General features: G+C 45.3%; 20 protein-coding genes and 1 pseudogene. 16 read left to right on the forward strand and 5 right to left on the reverse strand.

The annotated features are described in order from the left end of the window. The first annotated feature begins 14 nt into the window (after positions 1-14). Entirely contained in the window at positions 15-140 is a 126-nt protein-coding gene (locus G475_RS28020) for an IS3 family transposase (RefSeq protein WP_407636188.1), read from the forward strand. A 358-nt stretch (positions 141-498) separates the two neighbouring features. Here G475_RS28020 and cysK read toward each other — a convergent pair whose 3' ends face one another. Then, positions 499-1,440, reverse strand: coding sequence for a cysteine synthase A (gene cysK / locus G475_RS0110945; protein ID WP_026701336.1), 942 nt, complete (start codon positions 1,438-1,440; stop codon positions 499-501). A gap of 175 nt (positions 1,441-1,615) precedes the next feature. Here cysK and thpR point away from each other — a divergent pair, with 175 nt between their 5' ends. From thpR to G475_RS0110965, 4 genes are read left to right on the forward strand one after another with little or no spacing between them, the layout of a single operon-like run. Then, the gene (gene thpR / locus G475_RS0110950) at positions 1,616-2,182 is read left to right on the forward strand and encodes an RNA 2',3'-cyclic phosphodiesterase (RefSeq protein WP_026701337.1); all 567 of its coding nucleotides are present in this window, start codon (positions 1,616-1,618) and stop codon (positions 2,180-2,182) included. Between the two features lie 42 nt (positions 2,183-2,224). Further along, on the forward strand, positions 2,225-2,590 hold the full coding sequence (locus tag G475_RS0110955; RefSeq protein ID WP_026701338.1) for a CidA/LrgA family protein: 366 nt from the start codon (positions 2,225-2,227) through the stop codon (positions 2,588-2,590). Beyond that, the gene (locus tag G475_RS0110960) at positions 2,583-3,272 is read left to right on the forward strand and encodes an LrgB family protein (protein ID WP_026701339.1); all 690 of its coding nucleotides are present in this window, start codon (positions 2,583-2,585) and stop codon (positions 3,270-3,272) included. Before G475_RS0110955 ends, G475_RS0110960 begins: the two co-directional genes overlap by 8 nt. 18 nt (positions 3,273-3,290) lie before the next feature. Then, the gene (locus G475_RS0110965) at positions 3,291-4,229 is read left to right on the forward strand and encodes a nuclease-related domain-containing protein (RefSeq protein WP_026701340.1); all 939 of its coding nucleotides are present in this window, start codon (positions 3,291-3,293) and stop codon (positions 4,227-4,229) included. 175 nt (positions 4,230-4,404) lie between these two features. On the opposite strand, the gene purU is transcribed toward G475_RS0110965, so the two are convergent. Next, positions 4,405-5,277 carry a formyltetrahydrofolate deformylase gene (purU, locus tag G475_RS0110970; protein WP_026701341.1) on the reverse strand — a complete coding sequence of 291 codons (873 nt, stop codon included), beginning with the start codon at positions 5,275-5,277 and terminating at the stop codon, positions 4,405-4,407. A gap of 337 nt (positions 5,278-5,614) precedes the next feature. On the opposite strand from purU, the gene G475_RS0110975 reads away from it, so the two are divergent. The 6 genes from G475_RS0110975 (at position 5,615) to G475_RS0111000 (ending at position 12,089) form a co-directional block, all read left to right on the forward strand. Next, the gene (locus G475_RS0110975) at positions 5,615-6,397 is read left to right on the forward strand and encodes a phosphotransferase family protein (protein WP_026701342.1); all 783 of its coding nucleotides are present in this window, start codon (positions 5,615-5,617) and stop codon (positions 6,395-6,397) included. Between the two features lie 363 nt (positions 6,398-6,760). Continuing rightward, a complete protein-coding gene (gene trmB / locus G475_RS0110980) occupies positions 6,761-7,426 on the forward strand; it encodes a tRNA (guanosine(46)-N7)-methyltransferase TrmB (RefSeq protein WP_026701343.1) in 666 nt (221 codons plus the stop codon). Positions 7,427-7,450: 24 nt separating this feature from the next. Then, positions 7,451-8,293: a YtnP family quorum-quenching lactonase gene (locus G475_RS0110985; RefSeq protein ID WP_026701344.1), complete on the forward strand. Its 843-nt coding sequence runs from the start codon at positions 7,451-7,453 to the stop codon at positions 8,291-8,293. Positions 8,294-8,482: 189 nt separating this feature from the next. Next, positions 8,483-9,238: a DeoR/GlpR family DNA-binding transcription regulator gene (locus tag G475_RS0110990; RefSeq protein WP_026701345.1), complete on the forward strand. Its 756-nt coding sequence runs from the start codon at positions 8,483-8,485 to the stop codon at positions 9,236-9,238. Then, on the forward strand, positions 9,235-10,173 hold the full coding sequence (gene pfkB, locus G475_RS0110995) for a 1-phosphofructokinase (RefSeq protein ID WP_026701346.1): 939 nt from the start codon (positions 9,235-9,237) through the stop codon (positions 10,171-10,173). The genes G475_RS0110990 and pfkB overlap by 4 nt, the downstream gene beginning before the upstream one ends. 17 nt (positions 10,174-10,190) lie before the next feature. Then, entirely contained in the window at positions 10,191-12,089 is a 1,899-nt protein-coding gene (locus G475_RS0111000; RefSeq protein ID WP_026701347.1) for a PTS fructose transporter subunit IIABC, read from the forward strand. 146 nt (positions 12,090-12,235) lie between these two features. Here the strand turns inward: G475_RS0111000 and G475_RS0111005 are convergent, their stop codons facing one another. Beyond that, positions 12,236-12,541, reverse strand: coding sequence for a PepSY domain-containing protein (locus G475_RS0111005; RefSeq protein WP_026701348.1), 306 nt, complete (start codon positions 12,539-12,541; stop codon positions 12,236-12,238). Between the two features lie 143 nt (positions 12,542-12,684). Here G475_RS0111005 and G475_RS0111010 point away from each other — a divergent pair, with 143 nt between their 5' ends. Further along, the gene (locus tag G475_RS0111010) at positions 12,685-13,758 is read left to right on the forward strand and encodes a M42 family metallopeptidase (protein WP_026701349.1); all 1,074 of its coding nucleotides are present in this window, start codon (positions 12,685-12,687) and stop codon (positions 13,756-13,758) included. 4 nt (positions 13,759-13,762) lie between these two features. After that, complete coding sequence (locus tag G475_RS0111015) at positions 13,763-14,275, forward strand: DUF84 family protein (protein WP_026701350.1); 513 nt, start codon at positions 13,763-13,765, stop codon at positions 14,273-14,275. A 139-nt stretch (positions 14,276-14,414) separates the two neighbouring features. Here G475_RS0111015 and G475_RS24800 read toward each other — a convergent pair. Next, positions 14,415-14,860, reverse strand: a pseudogene (locus G475_RS24800) (YtoQ family protein). Positions 14,861-15,021: 161 nt separating this feature from the next. Here G475_RS24800 and G475_RS0111030 point away from each other — a divergent pair. Beyond that, complete coding sequence (locus G475_RS0111030; protein WP_026701351.1) at positions 15,022-16,032, forward strand: PTS transporter subunit IIC; 1,011 nt, start codon at positions 15,022-15,024, stop codon at positions 16,030-16,032. Between the two features lie 365 nt (positions 16,033-16,397). On the opposite strand, the gene G475_RS0111035 is transcribed toward G475_RS0111030, so the two are convergent. Next, complete coding sequence (locus G475_RS0111035) at positions 16,398-17,726, reverse strand: methyl-accepting chemotaxis protein (RefSeq protein ID WP_026701352.1); 1,329 nt, start codon at positions 17,724-17,726, stop codon at positions 16,398-16,400. Positions 17,727-17,949: 223 nt separating this feature from the next. Between G475_RS0111035 and G475_RS0111040 the strand changes: the two genes are divergently transcribed. Both G475_RS0111040 and ytpR read left to right on the forward strand, forming a co-directional pair. Continuing rightward, positions 17,950-18,747 (forward strand): DUF1444 family protein, encoded by a 798-nt coding sequence (locus G475_RS0111040; protein WP_026701353.1) that lies wholly within the window; start codon positions 17,950-17,952, stop codon positions 18,745-18,747. A gap of 63 nt (positions 18,748-18,810) precedes the next feature. Next, positions 18,811-19,428, forward strand: coding sequence for a YtpR family tRNA-binding protein (ytpR, locus tag G475_RS0111045; protein WP_026701354.1), 618 nt, complete (start codon positions 18,811-18,813; stop codon positions 19,426-19,428). Positions 19,429-19,498 lie beyond the last annotated feature (70 nt).

The raw sequence follows: 19,498 nt of genomic DNA on the forward strand, positions 1-19,498 counted from the left end.
AGGCGCATGACAAGATTTTTCGCTATATTGAACTGATTTACAACCGCAAGCGTATCCACAGTACCCTGAACTATTTGACCCCGGTGCAGTATTATAAACAGCAGGTTCTGCGGAGTCGAGCGCCCGTAGAAACCTCCTAATGCAGGCAGGAGAGTACTTTTTTCCTTAACCACCGCTCTAGATGATAGAGCGGATGGGTCAAGCGGTTTGAGCTTGACGCTTCCGCGGCATCATCTATCCTGACAGGTGGGAAAAAACCTGCGTCCGTTCCGTTTTATAACGGACAAATCATAAAAAAGGGTGTCTACTTTCTTGACATAGATCCATTTGTTCCGTTATTTATCTTTTTCCACCTCAAAGAAGTGATCTAGAGCCCGGATAGCGGAACAAATGTCCGAAAAACCCGCCACTGGCCTCGAATTATGCCATTTAGCGGAATTAATGGCCGCAAATAAGGCGCTGTCGGCAGAACAGGATTCTGGGAAAACGACATATTTCTTAAGTATCGTCGTTCCTTTGAAAGAGGTCGGTGGAAAGATAACGTTCCCCGGTATCACAGGCGATAACGACGACGGTTTGGTCCGGTTTCATGGTTTTAGCCGTTTCCATGCCGGCAAAACAGGCCGCGCCAGAGGATGGTCCGACGAGTATCCCTTCTTCCCGCGCCAGTCCTCTGGCAGCATGATAGGCATCTTCATCTGATATTTTGTAAATGTGACTGTAAATATCCTGATTGAGTACTGGAGGAATAAAACCAGGGCTGGTTCCGACCAGTTTGTGGGGCCCCGGGTTTCCTCCGGATAAAACTGGGGACCCGAAAGGTTCGACGACGTGGATCGTTACTTCCGGGTAATATGTTCTTAAAGCTTCTCCGGTACCGGTAATAGTACCGCCTGTGCCGGAGGCTGCCACAAACGCGCCGAGTGGTTTTCCGAGCTCGTCCATTGCTTCTTTTATTTCTTCGGCTGTGCCTGTCCGGTGGGCATCCGGATTGTCTTCATTTTCAAACTGCATTGGCATAAAACTGCGGGGGATTTCTTCGACTAATTCGTGGGCTCTTTCGATGGCTCCCGGCATTTTTTTAGAACCGGGGGTTAATTCGACTTCTGCTCCATAGGCCTTCAGTAAATTGATTCGTTCCTGAGACATAGTATCAGGCATGACGAGAATGGAACGGTAGCCTCTTGCCGAAGCATTCATGGCGAGTCCAATTCCTGTATTTCCAGAAGTTGGTTCGATGATGACAGAGTCCTCTTTCAGAAGACCTTTTTTCTCTGCCTGGACGATCATATTTTTTGCAGCTCGATCCTTGACGCTGCCACTGGGATTTTGAAATTCAAGTTTTAGATACACTTGAGCACCCCCAGCTTCGGGAAGCCGGTTCAGTTTCACAAGCGGCGTATCGCCCACAAGATCCGACATATTATTTACAACTCGCATAGGTTTGACACTTCCTTTTTAAACATCGCCCTTGTAAAATTCATCTTAACATATCCATCCTCCTTCCTCCTATCCGTAAACAGGGTAAGACTAAAGGAAAGGCTGTATTTAGCCAAAGTTCGATGGTTTCGATATAATGAAGGCAGGACATGCTCCGCAGACAAGGAGGAATAAGATGGATTTTCATTACTTTCTGGCTCTGCCTGTCCCGGCGGAGGCCGGAGAAACCATAGCTCAATGGACGCAGAAAGCGAAATCTTCTCTGTCTTTTAAAAAATGGGTGCATAAAAACGATTATCATATTACCCTATTTTTTTTGGGGGCCGCGTCTCAGGAAGCAGTAGACGGTGTATCTCATGCGATACGAAGACAAAGCAGGGAATTTCCGCGTTTTTCACTCAAGGCGGGGAAAACTGGATTTTTTGGGAGGCCGGAAGCCCCGAAAATCTTGTGGGCCGGGGTGGAAGGTCCCCAAGTATTACAACAATTACAAAGAAGAGTCTCTGAAGCGTGCGGTTCTTTTGGTTTTTCTAAAGAAACCCGGCCGTATCATCCGCATATTACCATTGCCCGAAAATGGCAGGGAAATGATTCCTTTCCATCCCGAATAGAAACGGTACCTCCCTTGAAATCGATGAAGTGGACGGTGGAAGAGGTCGTCTTGTACCGGACCCATTGGCATACAGAACCTAAATATGAAGCAGTGGAAAAATTCCCATTAGCTGACGATATAGGAAAATAAGCAGGCAGGCTAATGGCGTTTACTGGATAGAGGAGAAGCATGATGGACGGCATTCGAATGATAGTACACATTGGCATTCTTTATTTATTTTACTACGCAGGTGTGTGGATTCAGGAAACATTAAATACAGTGATACCCGGAAGTATTATAGGGATGCTCCTGTTATTGTTGTTTTTTTATGCAAAACTGGTAAAGCCGGCCTTGATTGAAAAAGGAGCAAATCTATTGCTCTCCCATATGCCTTTATTATTTCTCCCCGTCACCGCGGGAGTGATGGCACACTTTTCATTATTTGCCGGCAAAGGGCTGATCTTGGCCGTAATAGCTTATATCAGCACGCTGATTGTAATGCTGACGGCCGGATGGACGGCTCAGTGGCTGGTAAGAAGGAGGGAGTCTGATGGATGAGTGGGGAATTGCTCTTCCTGCGATCATAGGAACGGTCGCTGTTTATTATGGCAGCCGGGTTTTATACAAGCGGTTCCCTTTTCCGTTTCTCCTCCCCATTGTTACCGGTACTGCCGTAATCGTGTTGTTTTTAGCGGCGGCCGGCATATCTTATCCTGCGTACATGATTGGGGGAAAATGGATTGAACATTTGCTTGGACCGGCAGTAGTGGCACTCGCCATCCCCTTATATAAACAAAGAGAAGTTTTGAAAATGTATGCTGTTCCTGTAATGGGTGGGGTAACCGCTGGAGCGGCGGCCGGCATTCTCTCCGGATATTTCCCGGCAAAATGGGCTGGCATCGAGGAGAATCTTATCGCGGCAGTTCTCCCCAAATCTGTAACAACTCCTGTTGCCATGGAGGTCTCTGCTTCTACCGGCGGGGCACCGGCCCTGGCCGCTGTGTTTGTGATGGTCGCCGGAATCGGCGGTGTCGTGTCCGCTGCCGCGTTTTTTAAATGGTGCGGCATTCGGCATGAATTAGCGAGAGGCATCGCTTTAGGAAGTGCTTCTCATGCCATAGGAACCGCGAAGGCTCTGGAGAATGGGGAACGAGAAGGAACAGCAAGTTCGGTTGCAATGACGTTAAGTGCCGTTTTGATTTCTGTCCTTATCCCTTCGCTGGCATTTATTTTGTTTTAATATAGAGGAGGCAGCAGTGTGGCTCATTTAATAAAACTAGAGGATTACACATCCCGATACCAACAGGATATCCAGCGTTATCTCAGCCAATTTTCCCGGTTGAAAAAGGAACGCTGGGAAAACATGAAACGGGACTGGATCAAGGCAAACCGAAAAATGGATGAAACGGCGGAAGAAACCTTGGATGATTGGCTGGAAGAAAGGGAGAACGGGATTATTCACGCTGCGGTAAACCGCTTGAAAAACTTTTCGGGGAGACAGCGCTGGAACGAAAAAACGATGGAAATTGAAATGGAAGACGAGCTGATGTTTTATGAGGGAAAAACGCTGGATGAAGTAAAAGAATTATTTTTTGAAGATTTATTTTCAGCTCAGCTGCGGTGGGCAAGTGCCTCTATGTTGGAAGAATCCAGAATGGACCCAAAATATAAATACGATCAGACGCTGCGTTTTCTCGTTCGTCAGCTGCCGGACAATTATATGATTATGTATTACCCGGTATTTTCCGTAGGCAAAGCACCTCTTGAAATGGATATTATCATTCTTGCTCCTACGGAAGTCTATTGTTTGACGATGTTGACAGGAGAGACCAACAGCGTATTTGAAACATCCTCCGGCCGTTACTGGAACGAATACGTTCATCAAAGCAGAAATCGGAGAGTCAATCCCGTTCTTTCCTTAAACCGCATGAGCAGTGTCATTAATTCCTTATTCAAAGAACACTCTTCGTCACTCGATGTCCGCCGGGTGGTGTGGGCTCCTTCTTCTATTATTGATCACCGGGCGGCAGGTATGAAAGCCGAGATGGTAGATAAAAGAAACCATCAGGAGTGGTTCGATAAAAGAAAGAAGAATCCATCTCCCGTGAAAAAAAATCAGCTTTATGCAGCGGAACTATTTCTGCAGCAAACACAGACTACCTCTTTTCGACGCAGAGATTTTATGGAAGAAGAGTAAATGGGGAGAAGGAAGACTTCTAGTTTTGGCCGGGCTCCCTCTCTATCTTTTTTGGAAAGCGAGCTTAGAATAAAAAATCCAAATCATAGGACGTATAGCTGTACGTCCGTGATTCGGATTATGCATGGAGCAGCTTCCGGCCCTTTGTTCAATCGCCAGCAAGGGATTAGAATCATTAATTGAAGACAAGTGTTTTATTTTCGTGCACTAAAACTTTATCATTAATGTGCCAATCCACTGCTCGTGCCAGGGCAATTTTTTCAACATTGCGCCCGGCAATTTTTAATTGTTCTGCGGAGTACCGGTGATTGACACGGAGTACTTCCTGTTCAATAATCGGCCCTTCATCGAGATCATCTGTAATGTAGTGAGCGGTAGCACCGATAAGCTTTACGCCGCGGTCAAACGCTTTCTTATAAGGGTTGGCTCCGATAAAGGCAGGCAGAAAGGAATGATGGATATTAATGACTTTGTGCCGGTACGCTTGTACAAAATCACCAGAAAGAATCTGCATGTACCGGGCCAATACGATAAAGTCTATACCGTAATTCTGCAGGATCTCTTTTTGTTTTTGTTCTGCTTCAGGTTTGGTGTCTTTTGTGACCGGGACATGGTAAAAAGGTATCCCATAACTTTCGACAATATCCCGAAGGTGGTCGTGATTGCTTAACACAACAGGAATATCGACCTCGAGCTCGCCGGAACGCCATCTCCATAACAGTTCAAGCAGACAGTGATCTTCTTTGGATACAAAAACGGCCATTTTTTTCATTTTTCTTTCCTGCTCAAGACGCCAGCTCATCTGAAAATCATCTGCTATCCTTGAGAAATCATTGCAGATATATTCATATCTTTCCTCGAAGGCGGGGAGGTTGAATTCAATTCTCATAAAAAACATCCCGCCTTCCGGATCGGTGCTGTATTGATCGGATTGGACAATATTTGCCTGCTGGTCGCGTAAATACTGCGATACGGCAGCTACGATACCAGGCTGATCGGGACAGGAAATGAGCAGCCGGGCCCGGTTTGATAGGTTTGTTTGATGCATGAGATGTTTCCTCCAATGACAAATCATAGATAACGTATTTACTATATCACTCCTTGGATGGAAAAAAAAGAACAACCTTTAGGAAATCGGCGGAGAGACGCTTAACTCCGGCCGCGAGGGAACAGAGGTTAGCGTTGACGATGAAATAGTATCTTTGATAGTATTAAAATCGATTCACTCTTTTACGAGACGTATTCCATTCTAACATTAATACAGCGGATGGCATGGATGGAGCATTTGTCTGCTAATCCGCAGTTAACGCTGCAGAAAATAGAACGCAAGCTTCTGCTGTGCGCTATGGTTGAAAGATTAAACTGTGAAATCGAGGGTGAAGGTATTGGAACTTTTAGGAAATGAATGGACGGTTGAACCTGCAGGAGGAACTACCGGTGAAGCGTATATTGCCTGGGCAGGAGAGCAAAAGCTGTTCTTAAAGCGCAACTCTTCCCCTTTTTTAGCAGTACTTTCTGCCGAAGGAATAGTTCCGAAATTACTCTGGACTAAACGTCTGGAAAACGGGGATGTTATTACAGCGCAGCGGTGGGTGCAAGGCCGGGAGCTGCGCTCATCGGATATGAACCGCCCGGATGTTGCCGGCCTGCTTAGTAAAATACATGCTTCAAGCGAATTGCTTGATATGTTTAAACGAATAGGAAATGAACCGCTGACCCCGTCTATCATTATCGAAAATCTGAGAAGACAGCTGGTGGAAGCAGGAGCCTCCTATTCGCTGTTTCAGGAGGCGATCCATTATTTATTGGCAGAGTATCCTGAAATGAGCTCTACCCACATGGTTGTCTGTCATTGTGATATTAATCATAATAACTGGATGATTAATTCGGACAATGAACTTTATTTAATTGATTGGGATGGGGCGACAGTGGCCGATCCCGCGTTTGATCTGGGACTTTTATTATATGAATACATACCCGCTGAAGAATGGGAGTTATGGTTACGCCATTACGGGCTTCCTCTTACCAGTAATTTAAAGAAACGAATGCACTGGTACGTTATTTCGCATGCATTGGATCATGCCCTTTATTATAAACGAAAGGAAAAGAAATACGAGGCCGCCTTATGGACCGATTACCTGCGCCAGTTATTATACGGCCGGATCTAGAAAACTGTAAAATGTAAACGGCCCGGCGTCAGCCGGGTCTTATTTCAGTATATAGGAAAGCATAAATCTTGGGCGTTTTCGAGATCCAGCGCCCAGCCGCTCGGAGGCCCGCACGAGGGCCAGCAGGATGCAGGTCAGTTCGGTGCTGCCTCAGGACGAGGCGGTTTTAACCGACCCTCCTTTTACCTATACCTATGACGTTGTCACAGGACGTGACGCATGAAGTTGCCTCCATAAGAATCTTCTACGAAGACCACGAACGTCCTGTGGGAAACGGCGGTACTAGCACCCCTGTGCGTCGCAGAACCTGTCGCGGCTTCTGAGGGCGCTTGCGCTTTTCTTATACATACAGGAGGAATGGCAGTGAGACTTCGCCGCAAACCATGGGCTAAGGAATGGATAGAGAAACATCCGGAATTTGTTATATCGAGTCCTTCTCAAATGGCTTCCCGCTGGGAAGAGATGTTTGGGAATAACAATCCGATTTATGTAGAAGTAGGGACAGGCAAAGGAAAATTTATTGATAATATGAGTCGTGCATATCCTGATATTAATTTTATTGGTATTGAGAAGTTTGAGAGTGTGCTGGTCACGGGATTACAGCGGCTTCTCCAGGACCGGCAGAGTAATGTTCGCTTTATCCATGGAGATGTCATTCAATTGCTTGATTACTTTCAGTACGGGGAGGTGGACCGTTTATTTATTAATTTTACAGACCCCTGGCCAAAAACAAGACATGAAAAACGAAGACTGACCTACAAGACGTATTTGTCCCTTTATGAGAAAGTATTAAGCGAAGAAGCAGAGATTCATATGAAGACGGACAATCAAGGATTGTTTGAATACTCGATAGAAAGTATGTCGAGATATGGAATGATGTTGAAAAATATATCGCTGAACCTTCATCAAAGCAAGAGGGAAGAAAATATTATGACAGAATATGAAGAGAAATTTGCACAAAAGGGACAACCGATTTTTCGCCTGGAGGCTTTATTCCCATCTAATGATACACACTCGGGAGATGGTTAACCTGAAAGGAAGGGGGATTTGCGGATGGAACAATTAACGATAGGGGATTATACCCTCACCTGGCTGCGTGGAGGGGTAACACATCTAGATGGCGGAGCCATGTTTGGAGTAGTTCCGAAACCGCTTTGGTCAAAAAAATACCCGGTAAATGAAAAGAATCAGATTGAACTCCGCAGTGATCCGATTCTTATCCAGGGCCATGGTAAAACGATGCTAATGGAAGCAGGTCTCGGAAATGATAGATTCACCGAGAAGCAAAAGCGTAATTTTGGTATTACGGAAGAATCATTGGTGGAAGAAGATCTTCAAAAGCTGGGATTGACAACAGCGGATATTGATGAAGTGCTTATGACCCACATGCATTATGATCATGCTGCAGGGCTGGTGAAATGGAAAGACGGCAGAGAGGTGCCGGCTTTTGAAAATGCTGTCATCTACACCTCGGCGCTGGAATGGGAAGAAATGAAAAACCCGAACATCCGGTCCGCCAGCACGTATTGGAAGCAGAATTGGAAGCCTGTAGAGCATAAAGTAAAAACGTTTGAAGAAGAACGCTCTCCTGCACCGGGCATTGTGCAGCGGAAAACAGGCGGCCACAGCAAGGGTATGAGCATCATCATGATTGAGCAGGGAGAAGATATGGTTATTCATATGGCAGATAATATGGGGACACATGCCCATCAAAAAGTTTTATGGGTGATGGCTTATGATGATTACCCCATGGATTCTATAGCCATGAAACAGACGTATATGGACCTTGGCTATAACAATGAAGCATGGTATACATTTTATCATGATTATAAATACCGTGCTGTTCAATTTACTTCAAACGGAACGATACAAAATCAAGTGCTCCGCCAGGCATAGGGAGCCGGGCAGTATAAAGGAAGGAACGAGGGGACGTCCTGATGGGATTGTCCTCTTTTTTTGACTGGATTCAATCAAAAATATAATTAAATTTGAATGTTATTGATTGATTTTGATTGAATATGAGTATATACTAGAACAAGAAACTTGGGTAAGCGTTTCCTTATTAATAGTCAGGGAGGCAGGAATATGCTTCACGCTGAAAGAAAAGAAACCATTTTAAATGTTTTGCAGGCACAGGATATTGCATCCATTCAGGAGTTGGTTCTTGTAACAGGTGCATCAGAGTCAACCGTAAGACGGGACTTAACCGAACTTGAATCTGAAAATTATGTTAAACGCTTACATGGAGGGGCTTCTCTTTCAAAACGTAAACTGGAAGAACCGTCCATTGCAGAAAAAGAAAGCTTGAATCAGGAAGAAAAAAAAGCCATTGCTCAATGGGCTGCTTCCCAAATTAACAGGAGAGATTGCTTGTTCATCGATGCAGGTACGACGACCATTGAAATGATTCCGTTTCTGATTGAAAAAGAGGCGGTAGTCGTGACAAATGGCATTCCTCATGTGCCTCTTCTTTTGGAACACGGCATTCAGACGTATGTGACCGGAGGAAAAGCCAAATCCGGCACCTCTGCATTGACTGGGGAAAAAGCGGCAGAATCTCTGCGCGGGTTCCGTTTTGATGCCTGTTTTCTTGGAATAAATGGGATAGATGAGGAGAACGGGTTGACTACCCCGGACCCGGAAGAGGCTTATGTCAAAAAAACAGCAATAGCTTTGTCGTCGAGACGGTGGGTCCTTGCCGATCATTCCAAAACAGGAGAAGTTTCCTTTTCCTATGTGGAATCGGTCGAACAGGCTGGTATTATCACTTCAGAGAAAATAGACAGGGAGCATCTTGAGAAGTTGAGACAACGAACAGAAGTAAAGGTAGTGAAAACATGATTTATACATTAACACTCAATCCGGCATTGGATTATGTCGTGGACGTTCCAGGGTTTCAGGAAGGCACGGTAAATCGTTCAAAAGAAGATATCAAATACCCGGGCGGCAAAGGGATTAATGTTTCCCGTGTCCTGCATCGGCTTGGTTGTTCCAGTACCGCTCTGGGATTCGCCGGTGGATTTACCGGCGATTATATAGAGCAGATTTTAAAACAAGAGAAAATAAACACAGATTTTGTTTCTGTCGAGGGAGACACGAGAATCAATGTCAAAATCAGAGGGGAGGAGGAAACCGAAGTGAATGGGGTTTCTCCGCATATTTCGGAGAAAAATTGTTCCGCATTGGCTGCGAAATTAGAGAAACTGCAGACAGGAGATCAGTTAGTCCTTGCCGGCAGTCTCCCATCCGCTTTATCAGACGATTTCTATCAAACCTTGATGGCCGGCATGAATGAAAAAAACGTCCGCTTATATCTTGATACAAGCGGGGCACCCTTAAAAGCTGCGCTGCAAACACAGCCGTATTTCACTAAGCCAAACCACAAGGAATTAGGGGAGTTATATGAAACATCGATTTCTTCCGTTCAGGAAGCTGTTTACTATGGCAAGAGATTGATGGAGGACTACAAAGTCCAACATGTGGTCATTTCTATGGCTGGGGATGGGGCTGTTTATTTGCATGCAGGTGGAGCTTATCAGGCGCTTCCTCCCCGGCGGAAGGCGGTCAATTCCGTTGGAGCAGGGGATTCCCTGGTAGCCGGATTTATTGCAGGAGAGCAGCAGTTTCACAGACCGGAAGAAGTTTTAGCCTTTGCAGTGGGAGCCGGAAGTGCTACCGCTTTTTCTGAAACATTTTGTACAAAAGAAGAAGTAGAACAGATGCAGAGAGAGGTAGCTATTAAAATACTCGAAGAACAAAGCCAAGGGGAATGTTAAAAAGGGGTGAAATCAATATGAAAATTACAGAACTGCTGAAAACAGACACAATGATGTTGGATTTGCAGGCAAATTCTAAAGATGGCGTAATCGACGAGCTGGTTCATCAATTAGACAAAGCCGGCCGATTGTCGGATCCTGCTTCTTTTAAAGAAGCCATTCATGCCAGAGAACAGGAAAGTTCCACCGGTATTGGGGAAGGAATCGCCATTCCCCACGCCAAAACAGATGCGGTGAAAACACCGGCCATTGCATTTGGACGTTCTCAGGAAGGAACGGATTATGACTCGCTGGACGGCCAGCCGGCCCATCTGTTTTTTATGATTGCCGCGAGTGAAGGAGCCAATCAGGATCATTTGCAGACGTTATCGAGACTATCCACTCTTTTAATGGATGAAAGTTTTCGGTCGGATTTATTGGAGGCTTCTTCGGAGGAAGAGATTTTACAGCTTGTCGATCAAAAGGAAATAGAGAAGCTGGGGGCAGAAGAGGATAATAAAACGGAAACCAATGGGAGCGCTGCCCCGCCGTCTTCTACTCCGCAAATTCTTGCCGTGACAGGCTGTCCGACAGGGATTGCCCACACTTTTATGGCCGCAGATGCTTTGAAGGAGCAGGCCAAAGAAAAAGGGATTTCTATCAAAGTAGAAACGAATGGCTCGGAAGGAATCGGCAACCCGTTGACAAGAGAAGAAATAGCGGAGGCAGACGGCATTATTATAGCTTCGGACACGAAGGTGGAGATGGACCGGTTTGATGGGAAGCCGGTATTGATCAAAGGTGTGACCGATGGTATGAGGCGCCCGAAGGAACTCATCGAGCAGATAACAAACAAGGAGGTTCCTGTCTATCATGCTGCCGGTGAAAATAAGGAGGAAAATGCGGGGGATAGTAAGGGCCGGACTGGTTTTTACAAGCACCTGATGAATGGTGTTTCCAATATGCTGCCGTTTGTCGTCGGCGGCGGGGTGTTGATTGCTGTTTCCTTCTTTTTCGGCATTAATTCAGCAGATCCAGAACATGAAAGTTATAATCAGTTCGCAGCTGCGTTGAATTCTATCGGCGCAGAACACGCTTTTCAATTAATGGTAGCCGTACTTGCCGGTTTTATAGCGATGAGTATTGCCGACCGTCCTGGTTTCGCTCCCGGCATGATCGGAGGTTTCATGGCTACAACAGGAGGTGCTGGTTTTCTCGGCGGCCTGATTGCAGGTTTTCTTGCCGGTTACGTCGCTAATCTTATGAAAAAAGCACTGTCCGGTATGCCGAAAGTCCTGGATGGCATTAAAACGATACTCTTTTACCCTGTATTCAATATCTTTATCGTTGGTTTGCTTATGGCCTTTGTCATCAATCCTCCGGTCAGTCAATTTAATACCATACTCGAAAATTGGCTGAACGGGATGGGAACCGGTAATATTGTTATACTCGGACTTATTCTAGGCGGGATGATGGCCGTGGATATGGGCGGCCCGGTAAATAAAGCAGCTTTTACGTTTGGTATTGCAATGATTGATGCGGGGAACTTTGCGCCGCATGCTGCCATTATGGCAGGCGGGATGGTGCCGCCGCTCGGTCTTGCCCTGGCAACAAACCTATTTAAAAATAAATTCACCAAGGAAGAACGAGATGCCGGGTTAACGAATTACTTTATGGGAGCCTTTTTTATCACGGAAGGGGCGATTCCATTTGCAGCAGTGGACCCAGGGCGAGTGATTCCTTCTATCATTGCCGGTTCCGCCACGGCCGGAGCATTTGCCATGCTGTTCGGCGCAGGTCTGCCTGCTCCGCACGGTGGAATCTTTGTCTTCCTGACCATTCAGGGAACAAACCCATTATTTTATGCAGTGGCAGTATTGATCGGCATGATCGTCACCGCCCTGCTTGTTGGAATTCTGAAAAAGCCGGTAAAATAACAGGAAAGGAGCTGGTATCTGGTACCAGCTCCTTTTTTTTATACATGCCGTTCTTCTATTTTTCCTGATAGGCTGTGCCCTTAAACCATTCTACATTTCTTCGAAAGCCCGGGCGGCCCGTGAAAAGCTGCGGAGGCCTAAATCTATTAAGAAGTAAGCTCTAGGATAGTACCGGTTTTGGCATCGACAATAAAGTCCATTTGTGTGGTCTCGCCTTCTTTGGTACTGGAAATTCCGCCGCGGTATACCTTGTATTCAAGGTCATCTTTTTTGTAATCCTCGGCGGTCATGTGAATCCATGACCCGTTGACAGGTATATGATCTTGAATGTTTTCTTTCACTGTTTTTAGTGCTTTTTCCGGAGAAATGTGTTCACTTCCGGTATATTCTTTGAGTGCATATCCTGCTAAAAATCCAACACCAGCTCCAATAAGAATATCTCTTACTTTCATATTAACCCTGCCTTTCCTATGTCATTTGTTACAAGTATAGCCTAAAATAAGCTGGATTCCAAACGCAAATCTGTTTTGTGGTGGAAAAAAATAAACGCTTTCGGTAAAATATGAGAGAGGAAGGTCCCCGAAAGGAGTATATCATGAACGAAGAGACAAAGCAGATGTTTCAGGTTTTAACGGAACTTCCGGGTGCTCCCGGTTTTGAAACGCAAGTGAGATCGTACGTGAGAGAGCAATTAAACAAATACAGCGATGATATAATCCAAGATAAACTGGGAAGTGTGTTCGGGATAAAATATGGGTCTGAGAACGGCCCGAAAGTAATGGCAGCAGGCCATATGGATGAAGTCGGTTTTATGGTAAAGCATATTAACAAAAAAGGCATGATTCAGTTTGAAACCCTGGGAGGCTGGTGGAGCCAGGTCCTGTTGGCCCAGAGAGTACAGATTATCACAGAAAATGGCCCAGTTCCCGGTGTGATAGGCTCAATTCCACCACATTTACTGGAAGAGTCTCAGCGGCAAAAACCAATGCCGTTAAAAAAGATGTACATAGATATTGGGGCGGATGATAAAGAGGATGCAGAAAATATCGGGATTCAGCCGGGCCAGCCAATTCTGCCGATTTGTCCTTTCACTCCGATGGCCAACGAGAAAAAAATTATGGCAAAAGCGTGGGATAACCGATACGGGGTTGGTCTGTCGATTGAGCTGTTGAAAGAAATGCAGGATAAGAACCATCCTAATACGGTATATTCTGGGGCGACGGTTCAGGAAGAAGTTGGATTGCGCGGAGCGGCCACAGCATCTTCCATGATCAAGCCAGATATATTCTATGCAATGGATGCTAGCCCTGCTAACGACGCAGCAGGCGGCAGTGATGCTTTCGGCCGTCTTGGCAAAGGTGCTCTGCTCCGCATTTTTGACCAAACCATGGTAACCCACCGCGGTATGCGTGAATTTGTACTCGATACAGCAGAGTCTCATGATATTCCCTATCAGTACTTTGTTTCTCAGGGCGGCACGGATGCAGGCAGGGTGCATCTATCGAATGAAGGGGTGCCCTCTGCCGTTATCGGTGTCTGCTCCAGATACATTCATACAGCGGCCTCAATTCTTCATGTGGATGATTATGATGCCGCAAAAGAACTGCTCGTAAAATTAGTCGAGAAAACGGACAATAACGCAGTCGAGCAAATTCGCAAAGAGGTCTGAACAAATGAGTAACGTTTGCGGTGTCGGATCGGGCAATAAGGCAAAAATACAGGCGGTTTCTGCTGTCTTTTCCGATAAAGGGTATCGTATTTATGGATACGAAGTAGACAGTGCCGTGTCGGCGCAGCCTTTTTCCGAGGAAGAAACAAAAGCCGGGGCTGAAACCCGGGCCCAAGCTGTAGTAAAAAAAGAGGCGGATATAGGGATCGGTCTTGAAGGTGGAGTAACCGAAATGGAAGACGGTCTGTATTTGTGCAATTGGGGAGCTCTGGCTGATACGCAGGGGAACATTTTTACAGCAGCAGGTGCAAAAATCAGACTCCCGGAAGAAATTGCAGAAGGACTGCGTGCAGGCAAAGAATTGAAGACAGTTATGGATCTCTATACAGACCGGCACGATGTCAGCCAGAACGAAGGGGCCGTTGGCATTTTCACAGATGGCATCATTTCCAGAGCCGATATGTTCACCCATACGGTTCAGCTGTTATATGGTCAATGGCGTTTTTATACCACGTAAGCAGAAAAAGGGGCCTCCTTGCAATGGAGGAGAGCCCTCTTTTGCTCTGCAGGACTGAAATATCCTGAATTCCTGGTGTGTTGGAAATCCTGTTTCCTGCCAAGGGAGGCCCGAAGGACAATCTTCTGGCAGAGGTATTCTAATCTGTTTCAAAAACATAGGACAATGCCTGTATGGCCTGTTCTTTTGTTTCTACTACTACATTTGCTTTGTTCACGAGTTCTTTTGTAGGATGGTGAAGGTCTGCCGGACGTATGAGGATAAGTGGTTTTCCCATGGCGGCTGCGGCCCCCGCATCCATGGCTGTATTCCATTGTTTATATTTTTCTCCAAACAAGGCAATCACGACATCAGCCTTCTGCATAAGAATTTCGGTCCGCAAATTATTGAAACTGGAAGCTGCTTCATCTTTTAATACGGCGTCATATTGTTTGCCGAGTATCTCTTCGCCGATATTGTCAGAACGGCTATGATTTTCCATCGGTCCAAAAAAGTAAAGCGGAAGCTGCTCTTCATCTGCTAGTTGACGCAGTTCCTCTCTCCAATATCGTGAATCTGTCCTGCTAAGTATACATTCAACTCCATTACAATCGTCCTCCTTTATTTCTTGTTTTTCCGAAGAAACGTATATGTAAACATCGCAAAAGGCTTTTACTCTCTTGTCAACGAACGCTGGGAAAGGGTAAGATAGAAACAAGTGAAAAAAATCACATGACAAAAAGTATAAACTGGAGCGGGGGAGAGATATGAAGGACTTTTTTTTACGTAAGGGTGTAAACTTATCTGTAAAGACATATGCGGTAACAGCCTTAAGCTTTATGGCCCTGGGTTTGTTTGCGTCTTTAATCATAGGTTTGATTATCCGCACAATTGGAGAACAGCTAAGCTTTTCGTTTTTGACGGACATGGGGCAGCTGGCTATGGATTTGATGGGGCCGGCGATTGGAGCTGCTGTGGCCTATGGACTGAAGGCGCCGCCGCTTGTTATGTTCTCGGCTGTTATTACAGGAGCAGCCGGAGCTGAACTAGGAGGTCCGGCCGGCGCGTTTTTGGCAGCTTTATTATCTGTAGAAATTGGAAAACTAGTTTCGAAGGAAACCAGGCTTGATATTATCATTACTCCATTTGTAACGATTGCAGCGGGCTATGTGGTGGCTTACTTTCTTGGGCCGATCATTGATACAGGCATGATAGGTATTGGGGATACGGTCATGTGGGCGACCGAACAACAGCCGTTTATTATGGGAATGATCGTAGCTGTGTTGATGGGGCTGGCCTTGACAGCTCCGATTTCCAGTGCAGCCATTGCCATTATGATTGAGTTGGAAGGAATTGCCGCAGGTGCTGCAACAGTAGGCTGTGCCGCACAAATGGTTGGATTTGCCGTAAGCAGCTACCGGGAAAACGGAGTGTCGGGATTGGCAGCCCTGGGGATCGGCACGTCTATGCTGCAGGTGCCTAACATTGTAAGAAAGCCTGTTATTCTACTGCCCCCGACCATTGCAGGAGCTGTTTTTGCTCCGCTGGCAACGATGGTGTTTTTAATGGAGAATAACCCTTCTGGTGCCGGAATGGGAACAAGCGGATTAGTAGGACAAGTGATGACTTTCTCTGTAATGGGGTTTCATCTAAATATATTATTCATTATGCTGGTTATCCATATTATCGGTCCAGCTCTTGTAAGTCTTGGTTTATCCGAGTGGATGAGAAAGAAACAATGGATTAAACCAGGAGACATGAAAATTGATCAAGGATAATACCGTCCTAAAAAGAGACCGGGACAAAAGATAAGAGGAATGGTAAAAACCTGCACGTTTCGTATTCTAAATAAACTGTATTTACGAAGCACAGTCAAAATATGAAGACTCGAGTGGGAGCTGGACGTACTCGATCCCTGCAGGATGCGGGTCAGATCGGCGCCTGTTAGCGGAGAGCCGTGCCTATGGCAAAGAAGACACTTTGAGAACGACTGTAGGGAGTGAGAGGGGATCTCGCGCTTGTGCCCTGGGGTGAAGGCGAAGTATTTTGACGAAACATGAATAGCAGGGCGCAAAAAATTCCGAACGATTTCTAGAAATCGTTCGGAATTTTATCTTACCATAGTATTGACCCAGACCCTTTGTCACGCTGTTTTAGCAGAATCGTCGACTGAATCGTCGGGGAGGATTTCTGTGTCCATTTCTTCTATGCTGGTATCTGCTTCAATAGTCTTTCCTTGGAATTGTTCCCTCAGCTGCTCTATCGAGGTGCGGATATTTTCCGCATAGGAAAGCTGCCCCTCAATAGCAGTGCTGACCTTTACAAGCATTTCATTTATATGTTCTACATTGGCTGTTTCTGATTCCATCGTCTCAGAGATTTCACTGCCGGATTCTTTTGCAGTTTTCACTGCTTGATTAATCTCTTCAAGTACAGAAGTATTGGAACCTAATGTGGTGGTAATGGAATCAAATCGTTCTGTCATTCGCTCCATCTGGTCTGCACTTTTTAAAATTTGATCCGACTGACCATTCGTGTTTTGCACCGATTTGTTCACTTTTTCAATAATTCCTTCCACCCGTTCCGTTACACGGCTTGTGGCATCCACAGAGCGTTCGGCCAGTTTACGTACTTCTTCTGCTACGACTGCAAATCCTTTTCCGTGTTCGCCTGCCCTGGCTGCTTCAATCGAAGCATTTAAGGCAAGCAGATTGGTCTGTTCAGAAATGTCATTTATAATAGAGACGACTTCTCTAATTTTTTCAGCATCTTCCGTTAAAGCATGAATTCGATCTTTCGTTTCTTCGGCCTGGTTGGTCAGGGTCCTGATGGTGCTGCCAATGCTGGTGACATCTTCTTTTCCTTCATTCGTTTCCTTTTCTATATCCTGAAAGGAATGGGATACTTGATCCAAACGGCGGGATATTTGTTCCATTCGTTCCCGCATCGTTTCTGTTATGCTGGTGGTTTCTTCATAGGTCGCAAGTTGTTCAGATGTCCGTCCGGTAATGCGGTCAGAAGTTTCATTAACCTGGCCGATATTTTGCGTCAGATGATCCACCTGCTCTGCGATTTCGAAACTTCTTGCTTCGACACTTTCCAGCTGCTCATTCTGCTGCTGGTGATAGCTTTTTATATTATCAAACAGTGTATTCAAGCGGTGTCCAAGTTGAGCCATTTCATCCCTGCCTTTTATATTGACAAAGGCCTCGCTGTCTCCCTCTTCAAATCGGTTCATTGCCTGAATGATCCGCCGCACCGGCCGCAGCACAAAATAGTGCAGAAGCAGGGCAAGAAGAATAGTTCCAGTGATAATATTTATGAAATTATTCAGCCACACCCCCATTACCCCCAAATTAATAGAAGCAGAGTCAATAGCTTCCATAATGAAATTGGAAATCGTACTGTTTAATAAAAGTACAATGATAATGGAAACAACAAATCGAAACGTTAATCTTTTATAAAACGACATGGTTCTACCTCATTTCCTAATAAGTCTTTTGTATTGAGCATAAAGTTTTATTCAAGAAAAGGCAACGTATAAAACCTGAAAAATATTACTTTTTCCCTAAAATGGGTAATTCCTATTGATTTATGAATTCATTTCTTCCGTGTTAAACTAAATGAAGTAGATGAACGTGACTTCCATGTGAGGTGGAAATGCCAGTAACCCAAGCGATGAAGGAGAGATTCTCATGGATATTCAGGAATTCCGCGAAAAGCTGGAGAAAAAGCTTGAACAAGATAACAGGGCCTTTGTATTTGATGAAGAAAAAAGCTCTCTGCGAGTGGAGCATACAGGTTTAAACAAAGGATTAGATTTGGATCTTAATAAACTTCTTGCCAAGAACGAAAAAAATCATGAAAAAGCCCTCGAAGAAGCAGCGATGTTCATCAATTCTTCCCTCGAGGCTATGGAACGCAATATTGTGCTGGGGGGGAAGGAGAAAAATATTTTCCCGGTATTGAGGTCAACCTCTTTTCCAACAGAAACTAAAGATGGAAAAACATTACTGTTTTCGGAGCATACGGCTGAAACCAGAATCTATTACGCTCTTGATCTAGGGGATGCCTATACCATGCTGGAAAAAGAAACAGCTGAAAAAGAAGGGTTTACCCAAGAACAGATTAAGGAACTTGCTCTGTTTAATGTCCGGCAGCTTTCTACGTCCTATAAGTCAGATGAAGTGGCAGGGAACACTTTTTATTTTATTAATTCTAATGATGGGTATGATGCAAGCCGGTTGTTAAATGAACCATTTATAGAGGAGCTGAGCAGTAACGTTGAGGGAGATACGGCCATTGCCGTTCCGCATCAGGATGTTTTAATTGTAGCGGATATACGGAATGATGCAGGGTATGATGTACTGGGGCAGATGGCATTTCGGTTTTTTAATAACGGAAGAATTCCCATTACAGCGCTGCCATTTTTGTATGAAAACGGAGAATTGGAACCTATTTTTATCCTTGCACGGAAAAAACCCCAGAAATAACAGCGAAAACCAGGGAAATGTGCTACAATAGCCGGGAATTGAACGATGAAGGAGTATGGAGCTATGAACATTTTTTATAACAGGAAGGGCATGGGGGACACACTGCTTGTTTCCCTGAAGGAAATTAGCAGGCAAAAGCGCAGTGTAGAAAGAAAAGGAGATGTGGCCCGTCTTTATCATACGGACAGTGGAGAGACAGCAGGATTCCATATTTTTCGTGCTTCCTCTTATGGAGAGGTGGGACAGACAGGGATGGCTGCTTTTACCAGCAGCATAAGAAATCTAATTACTACCGCGCTGAAGCAAAACGGGTGGAACATAGAGGTGGAGTTCCCTGCATCCCCCTCCTTTGTAGTAGGGTTTGTGAAAGAACGTAAAAACCATCCGGATGCTGATAAACTAAGTGTCTGCCAGGTCGATACTGGTGAAGAAACCCTGCAGATTGTCTGCGGAGCTGCAAACGTAGACAAGGGCCAAAAAGTTGTAGTGGCAAAACCCGGAGCTTTTATGCCCTCTGGAATGAAAATAAAAAAGTCTAAATTACGAGGAGTTTCTTCCAACGGAATGATATGTTCTGCGAAGGAGCTGGTGTTAGACGAAGCTCCAAAGGAGAAAGGAATACTCATACTGGATGATTCCTATGTCACCGGGCAGGATTTTTTGGCACAGTTCCACCAATAAAACATCTAAGAATTTTGGACGAAGTTGAAAAAACCACTGGCGGGGACTAGTGGTTTTTTTCTCGCTCCTT

The organism is Salibacterium aidingense DSM 18341, assembly GCF_000429685.1.
In the GTDB taxonomy this organism is placed as follows: Bacteria; Bacillota; Bacilli; order Bacillales; family Marinococcaceae; genus Salibacterium; species Salibacterium aidingense.